The sequence below is a fragment of the Phenylobacterium sp. genome (assembly GCF_004799515.1).
Taxonomy (GTDB): Bacteria; Pseudomonadota; Alphaproteobacteria; order Caulobacterales; family Caulobacteraceae; genus Phenylobacterium.
The window spans coordinates 45,255-59,960 of record NZ_SSMX01000037.1; the positions used below are offsets into that span (position 1 = coordinate 45,255).

Below are 14,706 nucleotides of genomic sequence, written 5' to 3' on the forward strand. Positions count from 1 at the left end.
CTAAAGGGGGATCCACACTTGCTCGACCGCCGTCAGTTGCTTTCCACGGGCGCCGCAGCGGCCGCTCTGTCGTCCGCGTCCCTCGCCCGCGCCGCGGCCCCGTCGCCTGAGTCCGCCAGGCTCACCGCCCTGCTCGACGCCTTCTTCCAGGAGGACCTGGAGCGGCAGCCGGAGACCGCCACCCAGCTCGCCCTCGACAAGGGCAGGAACGCCGGGCTGAAGTTCAAGCTGGAGGATGTCTCCACCGCCGGCATGGCCGCCGAGAGCGCGGCGAACCGCGGCCAGATGCGCCGGCTGAAGGCCATCGACCGGAAGAAGCTCACCGGCATGGACGCGGTGAACTACGACACCGTGCTCTATGTGGGCGAGACCACCCAGCCGATCCTCGACCTGGACATCGGCGGGCGCGACGGGTTCTCGCCCTCCTGCTACGTGCTGTCGCCGATCACCGGCGCCTATCAGCGGATGCCGGACTTCCTGGACGACAATCACACCATCGAGACGGCGACCGACGCCGAGGCCTATCTGGCGCGGCTGGACGGGTTCGCGACCGCGCTGGACGCCAACACCGACCGCTTCCGCCACGACGTGGGCAAGGGCGTGCTGCCGCCGGACTTCCTGCTGGACATCACCATCGCCCAGGTGGGCGCGCTCAGGACCACCGGCGACAAGTCGGATCTGGTGAAATCCCTCGACCGCCGGGCCCGCGCCAAGGGGCTGGGCGAGTCCTACGGCGCGATGGCGGCGGCGGTCTACGACGCCAAGGTCGGCCCGGCGCTCGACCGCCAGATCGCGGCGTTAAAGCAGGCCCGGCCCGGCGCCGTGCATGACGCCGGGATCTGGCGCTTCAAGGAGGGGCCGGCCTTCTATGCGGCCAATCTGAAGTACACGACCACCACCGGCATGACGCCGGCCGAGGTGCACCAGCTGGGCCTCGACCAGGCCAAGGAATATGGCGCGCGGCTCGACGTCCTGCTGAGCAAGCAGGGCCTGACCCAGGGCACGGTCGGCGAGCGGATCAAGGCGCTCTACAAGGACCCCAGCTACTACTTCCCCAACACCGATCCGGGCCGGGCCCAGCTGCTGGCCTACCTTTCGGAGCGGTTGAGCGCGGTGAAGGCGCGCCTGCCGCGCATGTTCAACCGCATCCCCAACCAGGCCATCGAGGCGCGCCGCGTGCCGCCGGCCATCGAGGCGGGCTCGCCGCTGGCCTATTCCGAGGGCGCGCCCATGGACCGCTCGCGGCCGGGGGTGATCTTCTTCAACCTGGCCGACACCCATGAGTGGCCGAAGTGGAACCTGCCCTCGACGCTCTACCACGAGGGCCTGCCGGGTCATCAGCTGCAGGGCGGCCTGGCGCAGGAGAGCGCCGGCATCCCGATCCTGCGCAAGAACATGTACTTCTCGGCCTATGGCGAGGGCTGGGCGCTCTATGCCGAACAGCTGGCGCAAGAGCTCGGCATGTACGAGGACGACCCGCTGGGCGAAATCGGCTGGCGCAAGGCGCAGATCTTCCGCGCCGGACGCTGCGTGGTCGACACCGGCATGCACGCCATGCGCTGGAGCCGCGAGCAGGCGATCGAATACATGATGGGCCTGGACGGCGACGCCGAGGGCTCCACGACGCGGGAGGTGCAGCGCTACTGCGCCATCCCCGCCCAGGCCTGCAGCTACAAGATCGGCCACACCTTCTGGCTGCAGCAGAGGGAACGGGCCAAGGCGGCGCTGGGGCCCCGGTTCGACATCAAGGCCTTCCACGACGCTGGCCTGTTGTCGGGAGCCATGCCGCTGGACGTGATGGCGGTGGCGATCGGCGGCTACATCGCGGGCGCGAAGGCCTGAAACGCCCCGGCTGCTTGCCGGCATTGACCGCGCGGGGCCGGGCCGCTACCGCCCGGCGATGACCGAGCCCAAGTCCCTCGCCGGCCTCTCCGAGGTCGCGCCCGCCTACGACGCCCTGCTGTGCGACGTCTGGGGCGTGATCCACAACGGCCGCGAGAGCTTCCCCGCCGCCTGCGCCGCCCTGGCCCGTTTCCGCGCCGAACGCGGGCCGGTGGTGCTGATCTCCAACGCCGCGCGGCCGCACGCGCCGGTGGTGGAGCAGCTCGATGCGCTGGGCGTGCCGCGCGAGGCCTGGAGCCACATCGTCACCTCCGGCGACGCCACCCGCGTCCTCTTGGCCGAGCGGGCGCCCGGCCCCGCCTGGCTGGTCGGCGTCAGCAGCGACGCGCCGCTCTACGAGGGCCTGGGCCTCGACGGCGCGGACCTGGCGCACGCGAAGTTCATCTCGGTCACCGGCCCCTTCGACGACGAGACCGAAGAGCCCGCCGACTACCGCGACCGCTTCGTCGAGGCGGCGGCGCGGGATCTCGAGATGGTCTGCGCGAACCCGGACATTGTGGTCCAGCGCGGGGACAAGCTGATCTACTGCGGCGGGGCCTTGGCGCAGCTCTACGCGAGCCTGGGCGGACGCGTGGCCATGGCCGGCAAGCCGTGGCCGGCGATCTACGCCCTGTCGCTGGCCAAGGCGGCGGAGAGCCTGGGCCGGCCCCTGGACCCCGCCCGCGTGCTCTGCATCGGCGACGGCCTGCCCACCGACGTGCGCGGCGCCAACGCCCAGGGCCTGGACGTGCTGTTCGTCGCCAGCGGCATCCATGGCGCGGAGACCATCTCGCCGGACGGCGCCCTGAACGCCCCCGCCGTCGCCGACCTGCTGCATCAGGCGGGGCTCAGCGCCGCCTACGCCATCGCCAACCTGGTCTGGTGAGGGCGCGCATTCATCGCTAAGTGGACGGGGGACGCAGCCTTCAGGAGCGAGCGTGCAGGGGCTTTATTTCGACGAACTGAGCGTGGGCCAGAGCGCGGAGACCACGCACGTGGTCGGCGCGGCCGACATCGAGGCCTTCGCGGCGGTCTCCGGCGACGTCAATCCGGTGCATATGGACGAGGCCTACGCCAAGACCACCACCTTCGGCGGGCGCATCGCCCACGGCATGCTGTCGGCGGCCTATATCTCGGCGGTGCTCGGCAACGACCTGCCGGGGCCGGGCGCGATCTACCTGTCGCAGTCCCTGCGCTTCCGCCGGCCGGTGAAGATCGGCGACCCGGTGGTGGCCAAGGTGACGGTGAAGAGCCTGGACGCCGACAAGGGCCACGCGGTCTTCGAGACCGTCTGCCTGGTCAACGGCAAGACCGTCATCGACGGCGAGGCCCTGATCATGGTGCCGCGCAGAACATGATCCGTCTTCGCCAAGGCTTCGGAGGATGAGGCGGCTCAGACTCATCAAGGGCTGGAAGGACCTCGCGCCAGGCGACCGAGGCGCGGCGGTGGCCATGGGCAATTTCGACGGCGTCCACCGCGGCCACCAGAAGGTGATCGCGCTCGCCGCCAAGGCGGCGAGCGAGCTGGGCGCGCCCCTGGGCGTCATCACCCTCGACCCGCATCCGCGCGTCTACCACCGCCCCGACGAGCCGACCTTCCGGCTGATGAAGCCCGATCAGCAGGCCCGCGCCCTGGAGGCGCTGGGCGTCGAGGTGCTCTACGTCCTGCCCTACGACCGCGACTTCGCCGAGCTCACCGACCGGGCGTTCGCGGAGCGCGTGCTGCACGAGGGACTGGGCGTCCGCCACGTCGCCATCGGCTTCGACAACTCCTTCGGCAAGGACCGCACCGGCAGCCCCGGGACGATGAAGGCCTATGGGGCGGAGTTGGGCTTCGGCGTCTCGGTGGCCGAGCCTGTCGAGGATCTCGACGGCGAGAAGTTCTCCTCCACCGGGGTGCGCGAGGCCCTGCGCGACGGGCGCCCGGAAGAGGCGCGCCGCATCCTGGGCCGCCCCTTCGCCATCGAGGGCGCCGTGCAGCGCGGCCGCCAGCTCGGGCGCAAGCTGGGCTTCCCCACCGCCAATGTGGCGCTGGCCGACTATGTGGTCCCGCGGTTCGGCGTCTACGCTACCCGCACCCGCCTGCCCGACGGCCGCGAAATCCCCGGCGTCGCCAACCTGGGCATCAACCCGACCATCGAGGGCGTGCGCGCGCCCCTGCTCGAGGTCTGGCTCTTCGACTTCGACGAGGACATCTACGACCAGGTCATCGAGACCGACCTCATCGCCTTCCTGCGCCCGGAAGAGAAGTTCGACGGCCTGGAGGCCATGACCGAGCAGGTGATGCGCGACGCCCGCGCCGCGCGGGACCTGCTGATGCCGGGGTTGGAGTAGGGCGCACCCTAACGCGCGTTGTGGCCGGGCTCGTCCCGGCCACAACGGATTTAAGGGTGAGTGATTAATGGCGGCGAGCAACTCCCGCCTCAAATCCCGAGGCGGCCACACCGCGATGTCGGCCTAGCCGCCCACGGGCCGCTCAGGTCCGACCTGGGACTTGCCCGCATCGCCGAGGACTCGCCGGCCAGCACAATCGTGGTCCCTTTTGCCGTCGAATGACGCTTGAGATTCAGGTGTCGGATTCGATGGTGGCTCGCCGCTTCGCGCCGGGCTGCGATCACTCGATCAAGCTAACGGGGCGGATTCCATTTTCGGGGAAGGGCTCATGCCGACGACCCTCAAGAGTCGCGAACAGGTCAACGGGTCTGGCGCAAAGCCGCTGAGCATGGGTTTGGTCGCGGGAGCGTGCGAAGCCGATGCGACCCGAGCGCATCCGACTGGCGACCGCCGCGCTTCACGCCCGCGTCTCCACCCCGCCTTCCGTGGGCGGCGCCGAAGTCGGCGCGGAGCCGATGGCCTGGGCCTTGAGCGGCGTGGGTATCGGTCCGTGTTGCCCCCGCTTGAGCAGCCGCACGCGTGTCGGCTTCGTCTTACGCCGCCCGTGGCTGAACCTCAGGTTCGGAAAGGGTCCCACGAACTTCAAGGCCGGCGATACTTCTCGAAAACGAGCGAGATGCAGTTATTCGCCAAGCCGTCGAAGCCGCCTCCACGACGTCGATGGTCAGTTGGGCTGAAGTTGCGCCATCAGCCAGGCCCGGGCCGCGCGCCATTGCCGCTTCACGGTGCTGCGCGAGACCCCGAGCACGTCGGCGATTTCTTCCATGGTCAGCCCCGCATAGAACCGATGTTCCACGATCCGGCCCATTTCGGCATCCACGACCGAAAGCCGTTCGAGCGCCTCATCGAAGGCCTCAATGTCGAAGACCCGCGGGCGGCTCTGGTCGAGCGCGTCGCCCCAATAGGTGTCCACCGATGGGGTTTGACGCTTGCACGCCCGAAAACGACGGACTTCGTCGAGCAGAATCTGGCGCATGATGCGGCTGGCCAGGGCGAGGAAATGGGTCCTGTCGTTGATGTCCATCCGCTCGATGCGCAGCAGTCGGATCGCGGCCTCGTGCGCCAGTTCGGTCGGTTGAATTTGAAGCTTTCCGGCGTCAGACGACAACACCGAGCGCGCCAACCGCCGGAACTCGGCGTAGTGCGCCGCCAACAGCCGGTCGCGCACCGCGGCGTTGTCGCGGAACTCGCCCCATTCGACGCCGGGCTCGGTTGTGACCGCATGGAACGTCATCGCAATCCTCCCCAAACTCGGATTGTCGCCGCGACAGGAGGTCAGCATGCCCGTCGGGGCGGCCTTCGCGCCAGGGAATTCACCCGTCGGGCGAGTGCGATTCGCCGCAGGGCGTCTTGTGTCGAAGACCGGGTATGGTCGGATTTCGATGTGAAAGCCGGGCTCTTGGGGCGCACACGTTGATCTGGAAAACGCTCTGGAGCCCGCGCTCCAAGATCCCGCCGTCCCGCCTGGGCCGTGGCGCGGAAACCCACAACGCCCCCGCGCCCCGGGTCGAACTTCACCGTCGGGCGATCGAGGCGTTCTACAGATTGTCGGAAGCCGGGGAGGTGGAACGGCGCGCCTGGCTACAGGCGACGGCCCTCGCTGACCCCGCCTTGGCGACCGAAGTCGCCGCGATGCTTATCGCCGACGGCCAGAGGTCTGGGGACCTGCCCACGGCGCCTGGCTTGCCGGCGAACGATGAAGACGAAGCTTTTCCGCTCCACGTCGGCCCCTATCGGCTTGTCCGGCGGTTGGGCGGCGGCATGGGGGATGTCTTCCTGGCGGAGCGCAACGACGGTCTATTCGAGCACACCGTCGCGATAAAGCTGATCCGAAGCGGGCGCTCTATGCAGCGCCTGAGCGCGCATCTCCTGGAAGAGCGCCGGATCCTCGCGAGCTTGCAGCATCCCAACATCGCCCAACTGTTTGGCGGCGGCGCCACCCCCGACGGCTTACCGTTCATCGTGATGGAATATCTGGCCGGCGTCCCCATCACGGAATACGCCGACGCCAACAACCTGCCGCTCCCCAAGCTCTTGCGCATGTTTCAGACCGTCTGCGAGGCGGTCCAGTTCGCTCACCAGACCCTCGTGGTCCATGCGGACATCAAGCCTTCGAATATCATGGTGACCGTAACCGGCCAGGTGAAGCTGCTGGACTTCGGGATCGCGCAATGGAGCGACCGGCGACAATCCGGCCGCACGCCATTGGAGGGCGGGCCCCCCATGACACAGGCCTATGCCGCTCCGGAACGCTTGGCCGGCGGCGAGCCGACCGTCGCGGCGGACGTCTATGCCCTGGGCGTCCTGCTGCATGAGCTGCTGACCGGCCGGCTTCCAAAGCCGGCTGACGCCGCGCTGAAGACCCGGGGCCCGACCGTCTTGCCGAGCGCCATCCTCGAATCCGATCCATCGGCGTTCCGGGTGCGGGCGCGCGATCTGAGAGGCGAGCTCGACGCCGTCGTGGAAAAGGCGATGGCGGGCGATCCGGCGCATCGTTACGCCAGCGTCCTGGAGCTCAGTCAGGATCTCGATCGCTATGCCCAGGGCCTGCCGGTGCGGGCGATTCCAGACAGTTGGCCATATCGTGCAAGGCGGTTTCTCGGCCGGCATCGGCTGGGGCTAAGCCTGACGGCTGGGGCGCTCGTAACAGCGAGTTCGATCGCGGTGGCGACAAGCCTGCTTTACCTGCAAAGCGAGCACAACCGAGCCCTCGCGGACCTTCGCTTCGGCGAGACCCGTCGCATGGCGGACCACATCATCAGCGATGTAGACCTGCAGCTCGCGGACGTGCCCGGAACGCTGGCGCTGCGTCGCCGATTGGTCGCCGAAAGCCGTAGTTATCTGGAAACCCTCGAGAAGGATCACGAGGCCTCGCCGGAACTTCGGCTGGACATCGCCAAGGGCTATCTGCGACTGGCGCGGATCTATGGCCTCGATGTCACCGGCGGCCTCGGCGATCTTCCTGCGGCCCGCCAAAGCCTGAGCCACGCGAGGAGCCTGCTGCAATCGATCGGCGCCGTTGAGCCCGCCAACCCGCAACTGACCGCTCTGCGGGCGGAGGCGGCCCTGGACGCCGGGACGGAGATCTTCGTGGCGCCCGATTCCGCGACCCTGGACCACGCCCTGGGCGAGCTCGAATCCGCTCAGGCGCTCTATGGCAGCTACTTGCGCGAACGGCCGTCCGACATCGACGCCCAACTCGGGCTTTGGCGGGCGCAGGTGATGACGGCGCGGGCCTATGCCTATCGCCAAGACATGGCCAAGGCGCTGGCCGTCGTCACATCGAACCTCGGAAAGGCGAGTCTGCCTGTCCGCACCCGCGAGCAGGCCAAGAACCGCGACTTCATCCTCAACGGCTCGTATCTGATGTTGGCGGAAGGCTATGCCGATACGGCCCCGTCAACGGCCTACGGCTACTATCAGAAGCTGAACGCCAATCTCGAGGCGATCCGCCGGCGGGGCGATCGCACCGCCCAGGAAGCCTTCCTGCAAAGCACCGCGCTGGCCGGAATGGCCGAAACCAGCGAGGCGATGGGCAACCTACGGCGCGCGGCGCCGCTCTATTCAGCCTCGATCTCGGGTATGCGTCAACTGCTCGGATTTGGGCCGAATAGCGAGGTCAGTCGCAACTTGCTTTACGTCGAAAGCCGTCTGGCCGGGCTCTATTCGAAGATGGATCGAGTGGCGGACGCTCTGCGGATGTCACAGGCCGTCGTCGCGGGCGCTTCGGAGCAAGCCCGCGGTCGGCTCGCCACACCCGCGAACCGACGGATGCGGGCCGTCGCTCTGCAGGAGCGCGGATTGATCGAGCACCGCGCCGGCGACGTCAGGGCCGCCTGCGCCACGGAACGTGAGGCGCTTGCGGAGTGGACCGTCACCCGTCCTGCGTCGGTGGCGCTGGCCATTGACCTTGCGCCGGACGGCCCGCTGGCTCACTTGCGCGGTAGAATTTTGGCGGACTGCGCGCGCTGATCGTGATGGTGCAGCCCCGTCGCGGATATGGCTGGGTCGCCGGCCGGCGCCTCGCCGGCCGATACGCACACGCGCCGCAGGGGTGACGCAGGCCGCGGTCAGGCGCCTTTCGGGGAGCCCAGACCCATAAGACGGTCTGGCTCACAATCCCCGCTTACCGTGCGCTTTGGTCGTAACCCACGGCGTTCATTTCAACGGCGTAAGCGTCGACATCGGGCCCGCTCGCTCTGGTCGACGGGCGAAGGCGAAGAGATCTGGCCCTCCGCGGCCCTTTTTCCGGCGGGCCTACGCTTGGTGAGTCAGGCGTCGATGTCGATGCTCGCTTGCCGCTTCGGGGCAAGCCGAGATCATGGAGGGTTGACCAATGAACAGAGCGCATTTGCTTGGGGCGCTGATAGCGCTCACGGCGGGACTGGGCGGGAGCGCCCAAGCGGCGGAACTCCTGACCAATGGCGGTTTCGAGGATGGGTACACGGCCGTCGGGCCCAGCACCGTGCCCAACGGGTGGACGCCCAACGCCGCCTACGTCGGCGACGGCTACGCCCAGGTGGACACCACCTATCCGCGTTCGGGCAGCTATGACCTTAAGATCGGAAACTATGACGCCTCACCGGTCGACATGCTGAGTCAGACGTTCACGGATGTGGTTGGCGGTCTATACACGGTCAGTTTCTATTCGCTCGCCAGCAAAACCAACGACCCGAACGCCTTTTTGACCGTCTCAGCTGGTGGTCAATCATTTACGTTCGATGACGTTGCGGACTACGGCAACTATGAGCTGGGAACCTTCACGTTCACGGGCAGCGGCTCCGATACGCTGACGATTGCGGCTGCGACCGACCCCGGTGACTGGTACGTCGACGACGTATCCGTGAACGGGGCAGCCGTTACACCGCCCGCGGGCGGCGTGCCGGAACCAGCCTGCTGGGCTCTGATGATCGTGGGCTTCGGCATGTCGGGCGGCCTTCTGCGCCACCGTCGTCGGGGCGGCCTCCGCCTCGCCTAGCCGGCCGCCTGACGCGGCGCCGGCGCTGTGCGGCGGCGCTCGCAGGGCTTCATGAAGGACGTCGCAGACTGACACGGTCGGCGGCGCTCTTCGCGAACTACGGCTCCGAAGCGCCCGCGCCAATGGACACGATGCGGGCGGAGCTTGCTGCAACCAAGTCAGGCCTTCTGAGCAACCTCCGCCTGCCCCGAAGCGGACCTTCGGAAGGTCCGCTGTCGGCGGCATGGCGCCTCCGCCTAGGCGCTGGAGCCGCGTCTCCTACCGCTTCGCCGTCCCGGTCAGCGTGGTCAGGTTGAACCCGTCCCCCGCGCCCAGCAGGTAGTAGTGGCCGCCGTTCGGCTGCTCCTGGCCGTCGTGGATGAACACGTGGCCGACGCCCAGGACTTTGAAGCTGTCGCGCTTGACCTCGATGGCGGTGGACTGGTCGATGCCGATGCCCAGCAGGTCGGGGTGCTTGGTCACCAGGGCGTCGAGGTCGCCTTCGCGGTGGCGGGCGGTGACGTGCTGGTCGACGCCGGCGCCGGTGATCAGGCCGAAGCCCTGCTCGTAGCCCGGGGCCATCAGCACCTCGTTCCCCGCCTTGGCCCCGCGGACCATGTAGGAGGCCTGGATCGAGGCGCCGGCCGAGGTGCCGCCGGCCACGCCGCCGCGCGCCAAGAGGTTGTGGATCTCGGTCTCGGTCCGCGTGCCGAGGTAGCTGTCGACCAGGTGCCATTGCCGGCCGCCGACGAACCAGACCGCCTTGGCCCGCTTCAGCGGCGCGACGAAGGCCTCGCTGTCGGCCTCCTGGCGGTCGGTGGTGTGCAGGATGGTCAGGTGGGTCGCGCCCAGCTTCCTGAAGATCCCCAGGCAGTCGCAGTCGGGGCCGTACTTGGCCTCGCCGCCGGCGGTGGGGATCACGACGATCTCGGCGTCCTTGCCGCCGGCCAGTTCGATGAAGCGGCCCAGGATCTCCGGGCCCAGATTGCCGCCGCCGGCGATGATCAGGGTCCCGTGCTCCGGCCCCTTCACCACCGGGGCGGCCTCGACGGCGGCTGGCGCGAAGGCAGCCAGGGCCAGCAGCGCGGGGGCCAGCAGCGAGAGCGCGAAACCACGCCCGCGGCGCGCCAGGAAAGACAGCTTCAGACTCATCGGACACCCCGTCACAAAGGGGGCGAACTCAACCATGCCGGAACGGGCCGCGCCAAGCGCGATCGCCGAAATCGAACCGTGGAGCTTCCTGTGCGTTGACAACTCGACATAGTCGCGCGCGCGGCGGGCCACCGCTGCGCGCCTTTTGCTCACGGGAGTCCCATGAAGTCCTTCCTGACCGCCCTCGCCGCCGTTTCGGCGCTTTCCGTTCCCCTGGCCTGGAGCCCGGCCGAAGCCGCGCCCGCGGCGCCCGCGCCCTTCTCGGCCGCGCCCGCGATCTACCTGCCGGCTGAGGGCGCGCCGATGTTCGAGCCGGCGCAGTACATCTTCGGCGGCCGCAACTACTGCTTCTACCTCGATGGCTGGCACGGCCCCGGCTACTACTGGTGCGGCTACGCCTTCCGCCGCGGCTACGGCTGGGGCGGGCCGAGGGGCTGGCACGGCTGGCATGGCGGCGGCGGTGGCGGCTATCACGGCGGCCATGGCGGCGGTTACCACGGCGGCGGCCACGGTGGTGGTGGTCACGGCGGTGGCGGCCATGGCGGCGGCGGTCACGGAGGCGGTGGCCACGGAGGCGGCGGCCATGGCGGTGGCGGCCACGGCGGCGGTGGCGACCACCACCGCTAGGATCATCCCCCTGGCGATCGCGTCCGGACAGCGCCCTAGGCCTGTCCGGACGCCGCCCCAGGGCCTTGGGTTCGGCGTCGTCGTCTGTTAGAGCCTTCGACCCATGATCTCGGTCCGGAAGAGCGCGCGAATTATCCGCCCGGCGTGACGCCGGACGCGAGCCGTCCGCGCGCGCCGGGATTTCCCGCGACCTCGCTTCCCTCCGGACCCCGTTGGAACGTTCCATGGCCGACGACGCCACGCCTTCTCGCGACTACCGCGAAACCGTCTTCCTCCCCGAAACGCCGTTTCCCATGCGCGCGGGCCTGCCGCAGAAGGAGCCGCAGATCCTGGCCGCCTGGACGCAGGGCGACCTCTACCACGCCATGCGCAAGGCCCGGCAGCACGCCGGCGCGCCGCTCTATGTGCTGCACGACGGCCCGCCCTACGCCAACGGCGCGATCCACATCGGCCACGCCCTGCAGAAGACCCTGAAGGACTTCGTCGTGCGCTCGCGGTTCCTGCTGGGCTACGACGTCGATTACGTCCCCGGCTGGGACTGCCACGGGCTGCCGATCGAGTGGAAGATCGAGGAGGAGCTGCGCGCCCAGGGCCGGCGCAAGGACGAGGTCTCCAAGGCCGAGTTCCGCACCCGCTGCCGCGAGTACGCCGCCAAGTGGATCGGCGTGCAGATGAAGGGCTTCCAGCGCCTGGGGGTGATCGGCGACTGGGAGCACCGCTACGCCACCATGGACTATGGCTCGGAGGCCGCCATCGTCGCCGAGTTCCACAAGTTCGTGGTCTCCGGCCAGCTCTACCGCGGCTCGAAGCCCGTCATGTGGAGCCCGGTGGAGCGCACGGCGCTGGCCGACGCCGAGGTCGAGTACCACGATCACACCAGCCCCACGATCTGGGTGAAGTTCCCGGTGGTGGAAGGCTCCAACGCCGCGGCCAACGCCAGCGTGGTGATCTGGACCACCACCCCCTGGACCATTCCGGCCAACCGGGCGGTGAGCTACAATCCCGACATCGCCTATGCGGTCTTCCAGGTCGACGAGATGGAGACCGGGCTGGAGTTCGAGCCCTGGGCCAAGGCCGGCGACCGGCTTCTCGTGGCCGAGAAGCTGGCCCAGGACGTCATGGCCGCCGCCAAGGTCGCCAAGTTCCACCGGATAGAGAAGGTCGAGCCCGAGGGCATGGTGCTGGCCCATCCGCTCAGCAGCCTGGACGGCGGCTATGGCTTCCAGGTGCCGATGCTGGCCGGCGACCACGTCACCGACGACGCCGGCACGGGCTTCGTGCACACCGCGCCCGGCCACGGCGCCGACGACTATGCCGTCTGGCTGGCGCATGGCCATCGCGAGATCCCAGAGACCGTCGATCCGGACGGCGCCTACTATCCGGGCGTGCCGCTGTTCGCGGGCCTGAAGGTGCTGGAGACCGAGGGCAAGAAGGCCGGCAAGTTCGGCCCGGCCAACGCAGCGGTGATGGAGAAGCTGATCGAGGCCGGCGGCCTCTTGGCGCGGGGCCGCATCGAGCACGCCTACCCGCACAGCTGGCGGTCCAAGGCGCCGGTGATCTTCCGCAACACGCCGCAGTGGTTCATCCGCATGGACGAGCCGCTGGAGGACGCCGCGCACGGCGGGCGCACGCTTCGCGAGACGGCGCTGGAGTCCATCGAGGCGACGGCCTTCTACCCGGCCGGCGGCAAGAACCGCATCCGCGCCATGGTCGAGAGCCGCCCCGACTGGCTGATCAGCCGCCAGCGCGCCTGGGGCGCCCCCTTGGCCATGTTCGTGGACAAGGAAACCGGCCATCCGCTGCACGACGCGGCGGTCAATGCCCGCATCGTCGAGCTGATCCGCGCCGAGGGCGCCGACGCCTGGTTCACCCGGCCGGCCTCCGACTTCCTGGGCCACCACGACCCCGAGCGTTTCGAGAAGGTCGAGGACATCCTCGACGTCTGGTTCGACAGCGGCTCGACCCACGCCTTCACCCTGGAAGGCCGCGCCCACACCCGCTGGCCCGCCGACCTCTACCTGGAAGGCTCCGACCAGCACCGCGGCTGGTTCCAGTCGTCGCTGCTGGAAAGCTCCGGCACCCGCGGCCGCGCGCCCTACGACGCCATCCTGACCCACGGCTTCACCATGGACGAGGCCGGCGAGAAGATGTCGAAGTCAAAGGGCAACGTCGTCGACCCCGAGCAGGTGATCCGCGAGAGCGGCGCGGAGATCATCCGGCTGTGGGCGGCGCTGATCGACTACGCGGACGATAGCCGCATCGGCAAGACCGTGCTGCAGACCACCTCCGACGCCTACCGCAAGCTCCGGAACACCATCCGCTACCTGCTGGGCGCGCTCGCCGACTATTCGCCGGACGAAGCGGTGGAGATCGAGGAGATGCCGCCGCTGGAGCGGTACATCCTGCACCGGCTCTGGCAGCTGGATGGGCAGGTCCGCGCGGCCTACGACGGCTACCAGTTCCAGGACGTGATCCGCCCCCTGATGGATTTCTGCCAGGAGGACCTGTCGGCGCTGTTCTTCGACATCCGCCGCGACAGCCTCTACTGCGACCGGCCGGATGCACTGCGCCGGCGCTCGGCGCGCACGGTGATGCAGGCGGCCTTCTCGCGGCTGACCGCCTGGCTGTCGCCCCTGATCCCCTTCACCATGGAAGAGGCCTGGACCACCCGCTATCCGGAGGCCGGCTCCAACAGCCTGCGGGTGATCCCCGAGACGCCGGCGGCCTGGCGCAACGACGCCGAGGCCGAGCGCTGGGCCAAGGTGCAGGCGGTGACGTCAGTTGTCACCGGCGCGCTGGAGGTCGAACGGCGCGAGAAGCGGCTGGGCGCGGCGCTGGAGGCCGCCCCGCGCGTCTGGATCGCCGAGCCCGAGCTGATGGCCGCCTTCGACGGCCTGGACCCCGCCGAGGTGTTCCGCACCAGCCAGGCGGACCTGCAGCCCGGCGACGGCCCGGCCGAGGCCTTCCGCCTGCCGGATGTCCCCGGCGTCGCCGTCGAGCCGCTGCGCGCCGAGGGCCGCAAGTGCGCCCGGTCCTGGCGCATCCTGCCCGAGGTCGGCTCCGACCCGCGCTATCCCGACCTTTCCCTGCGCGACGCGGACGCCGTGGCCGCCTGGGACGCCACCCACGACAAGGTTGACGCATGACCAAACTCGGCCGATGGGCCCTGCTGATCGCCCTGGTGGTGGTCGTCGCCGACCAGGCGGTGAAGTACTGGATCCTCGAGGTCCTGCGCCTGCAGGAAGGCCAGACGATCCCGGTGTTCGGGCCGTTTCGCCTGACCGGGGTGTGGAATCCGGGGGTCAGCTTCGGCTTCCTGCAGGCTCATCACGACCTTGTGCGCTGGCTGCTGGCGGCCTTCTCGATCGGCGTGGCGGTGATGCTGGGCGTCTGGGTGCGGGCCACCGGGCGGCCGCTGTTCGCCGTGGCCGTGGGCCTGGTGATGGGCGGCGCGATCGGCAACGTCGTCGACCGGGTGCGCTATGGCGCGGTGGCCGACTTCATCGACGCCTCGCCGCTGCACTTCCCCTGGATCTTCAACGTGGCCGATTCGGCCATCACCATCGGCATCTGCCTCTTGCTCATCGACATGCTGCGCCAGGACGGCCGGGCGCGTCCGCAGGGCAAGGCCGGGGGTGCGACAGGGGATGCGGCCTGATGTTCCGTTGGCGCGGACCGGCGTTTGCGCTATCTGC

At 69.1% G+C, this 14,706-nt stretch carries 11 protein-coding genes; 9 read left to right on the forward strand and 2 right to left on the reverse strand.

Features of this window, described 5'->3' with window-relative positions; all coding sequences use genetic code 11:
* Positions 1–18 precede the first annotated feature (18 nt).
* From E8A49_RS16320 to E8A49_RS16335, 4 genes are read left to right on the forward strand one after another with little or no spacing between them, the layout of a single operon-like run.
* Positions 19–1,842 carry a DUF885 family protein gene (locus tag E8A49_RS16320; protein WP_293383709.1) on the forward strand — a complete coding sequence of 608 codons (1,824 nt, stop codon included), beginning with the start codon at positions 19–21 and terminating at the stop codon, positions 1,840–1,842.
* 58 nt (positions 1,843–1,900) lie between these two features.
* On the forward strand, positions 1,901–2,767 hold the full coding sequence (locus E8A49_RS16325; RefSeq protein WP_293383712.1) for a TIGR01459 family HAD-type hydrolase: 867 nt from the start codon (positions 1,901–1,903) through the stop codon (positions 2,765–2,767).
* A 52-nt stretch (positions 2,768–2,819) separates the two neighbouring features.
* On the forward strand, positions 2,820–3,239 hold the full coding sequence (locus tag E8A49_RS16330) for a MaoC family dehydratase (RefSeq protein ID WP_293383715.1): 420 nt from the start codon (positions 2,820–2,822) through the stop codon (positions 3,237–3,239).
* 25 nt (positions 3,240–3,264) lie between these two features.
* A complete protein-coding gene (locus tag E8A49_RS16335) occupies positions 3,265–4,215 on the forward strand; it encodes a bifunctional riboflavin kinase/FAD synthetase (protein ID WP_293383718.1) in 951 nt (316 codons plus the stop codon).
* Between the two features lie 724 nt (positions 4,216–4,939).
* Here the strand turns inward: E8A49_RS16335 and E8A49_RS16340 are convergent.
* On the reverse strand, positions 4,940–5,509 hold the full coding sequence (locus E8A49_RS16340) for an ECF-type sigma factor (RefSeq protein ID WP_293383721.1): 570 nt from the start codon (positions 5,507–5,509) through the stop codon (positions 4,940–4,942).
* Between the two features lie 179 nt (positions 5,510–5,688).
* On the opposite strand from E8A49_RS16340, the gene E8A49_RS16345 reads away from it, so the two are divergent.
* The gene (locus E8A49_RS16345; protein WP_293383724.1) at positions 5,689–8,247 is read left to right on the forward strand and encodes a serine/threonine-protein kinase; all 2,559 of its coding nucleotides are present in this window, start codon (positions 5,689–5,691) and stop codon (positions 8,245–8,247) included.
* 364 nt (positions 8,248–8,611) lie between these two features.
* Entirely contained in the window at positions 8,612–9,253 is a 642-nt protein-coding gene (locus tag E8A49_RS16350; protein WP_293383727.1) for a PEPxxWA-CTERM sorting domain-containing protein, read from the forward strand.
* A 258-nt stretch (positions 9,254–9,511) separates the two neighbouring features.
* Here the strand turns inward: E8A49_RS16350 and E8A49_RS16355 are convergent, their stop codons facing one another.
* Entirely contained in the window at positions 9,512–10,384 is an 873-nt protein-coding gene (locus E8A49_RS16355; RefSeq protein WP_293383730.1) for a cyanophycinase, read from the reverse strand.
* 162 nt (positions 10,385–10,546) lie between these two features.
* Here E8A49_RS16355 and E8A49_RS16360 point away from each other — a divergent pair, with 162 nt between their 5' ends.
* From E8A49_RS16360 to lspA, 3 genes are all read left to right on the forward strand, one after another.
* Positions 10,547–11,011: a hypothetical protein gene (locus E8A49_RS16360; RefSeq protein ID WP_293383733.1), complete on the forward strand. Its 465-nt coding sequence runs from the start codon at positions 10,547–10,549 to the stop codon at positions 11,009–11,011.
* Between the two features lie 224 nt (positions 11,012–11,235).
* Positions 11,236–14,157 (forward strand): isoleucine--tRNA ligase, encoded by a 2,922-nt coding sequence (gene ileS, locus E8A49_RS16365; protein ID WP_293383736.1) that lies wholly within the window; start codon positions 11,236–11,238, stop codon positions 14,155–14,157.
* Positions 14,154–14,669, forward strand: a complete 516-nt coding sequence (gene lspA, locus E8A49_RS16370) for a signal peptidase II (RefSeq protein ID WP_293383739.1) — start codon at positions 14,154–14,156, stop codon at positions 14,667–14,669. Before ileS ends, lspA begins: the two co-directional genes overlap by 4 nt.
* Positions 14,670–14,706: the final 37 nt, after the last annotated feature.

Bases quoted from the DNA above. Each gene is read 5' to 3' on its own strand.
- E8A49_RS16350 (WP_293383727.1), top strand. From the start codon at position 8,612: ATGAACAGAGCGCATTTGCTTGGGGCGCTGATAGCGCTCACGGCGGGA.
- E8A49_RS16340 (WP_293383721.1), bottom strand. From the start codon at position 5,509: ATGACGTTCCATGCGGTCACAACCGAGCCCGGCGTCGAATGGGGCGAG.
- lspA (WP_293383739.1), top strand. From the start codon at position 14,154: ATGACCAAACTCGGCCGATGGGCCCTGCTGATCGCCCTGGTGGTGGTC.
- E8A49_RS16325 (WP_293383712.1), top strand. From the start codon at position 1,901: ATGACCGAGCCCAAGTCCCTCGCCGGCCTCTCCGAGGTCGCGCCCGCC.
- E8A49_RS16360 (WP_293383733.1), top strand. From the start codon at position 10,547: ATGAAGTCCTTCCTGACCGCCCTCGCCGCCGTTTCGGCGCTTTCCGTT.
- ileS (WP_293383736.1), top strand. From the start codon at position 11,236: ATGGCCGACGACGCCACGCCTTCTCGCGACTACCGCGAAACCGTCTTC.
- E8A49_RS16355 (WP_293383730.1), bottom strand. From the start codon at position 10,384: ATGAGTCTGAAGCTGTCTTTCCTGGCGCGCCGCGGGCGTGGTTTCGCG.
- E8A49_RS16335 (WP_293383718.1), top strand. From the start codon at position 3,265: ATGAGGCGGCTCAGACTCATCAAGGGCTGGAAGGACCTCGCGCCAGGC.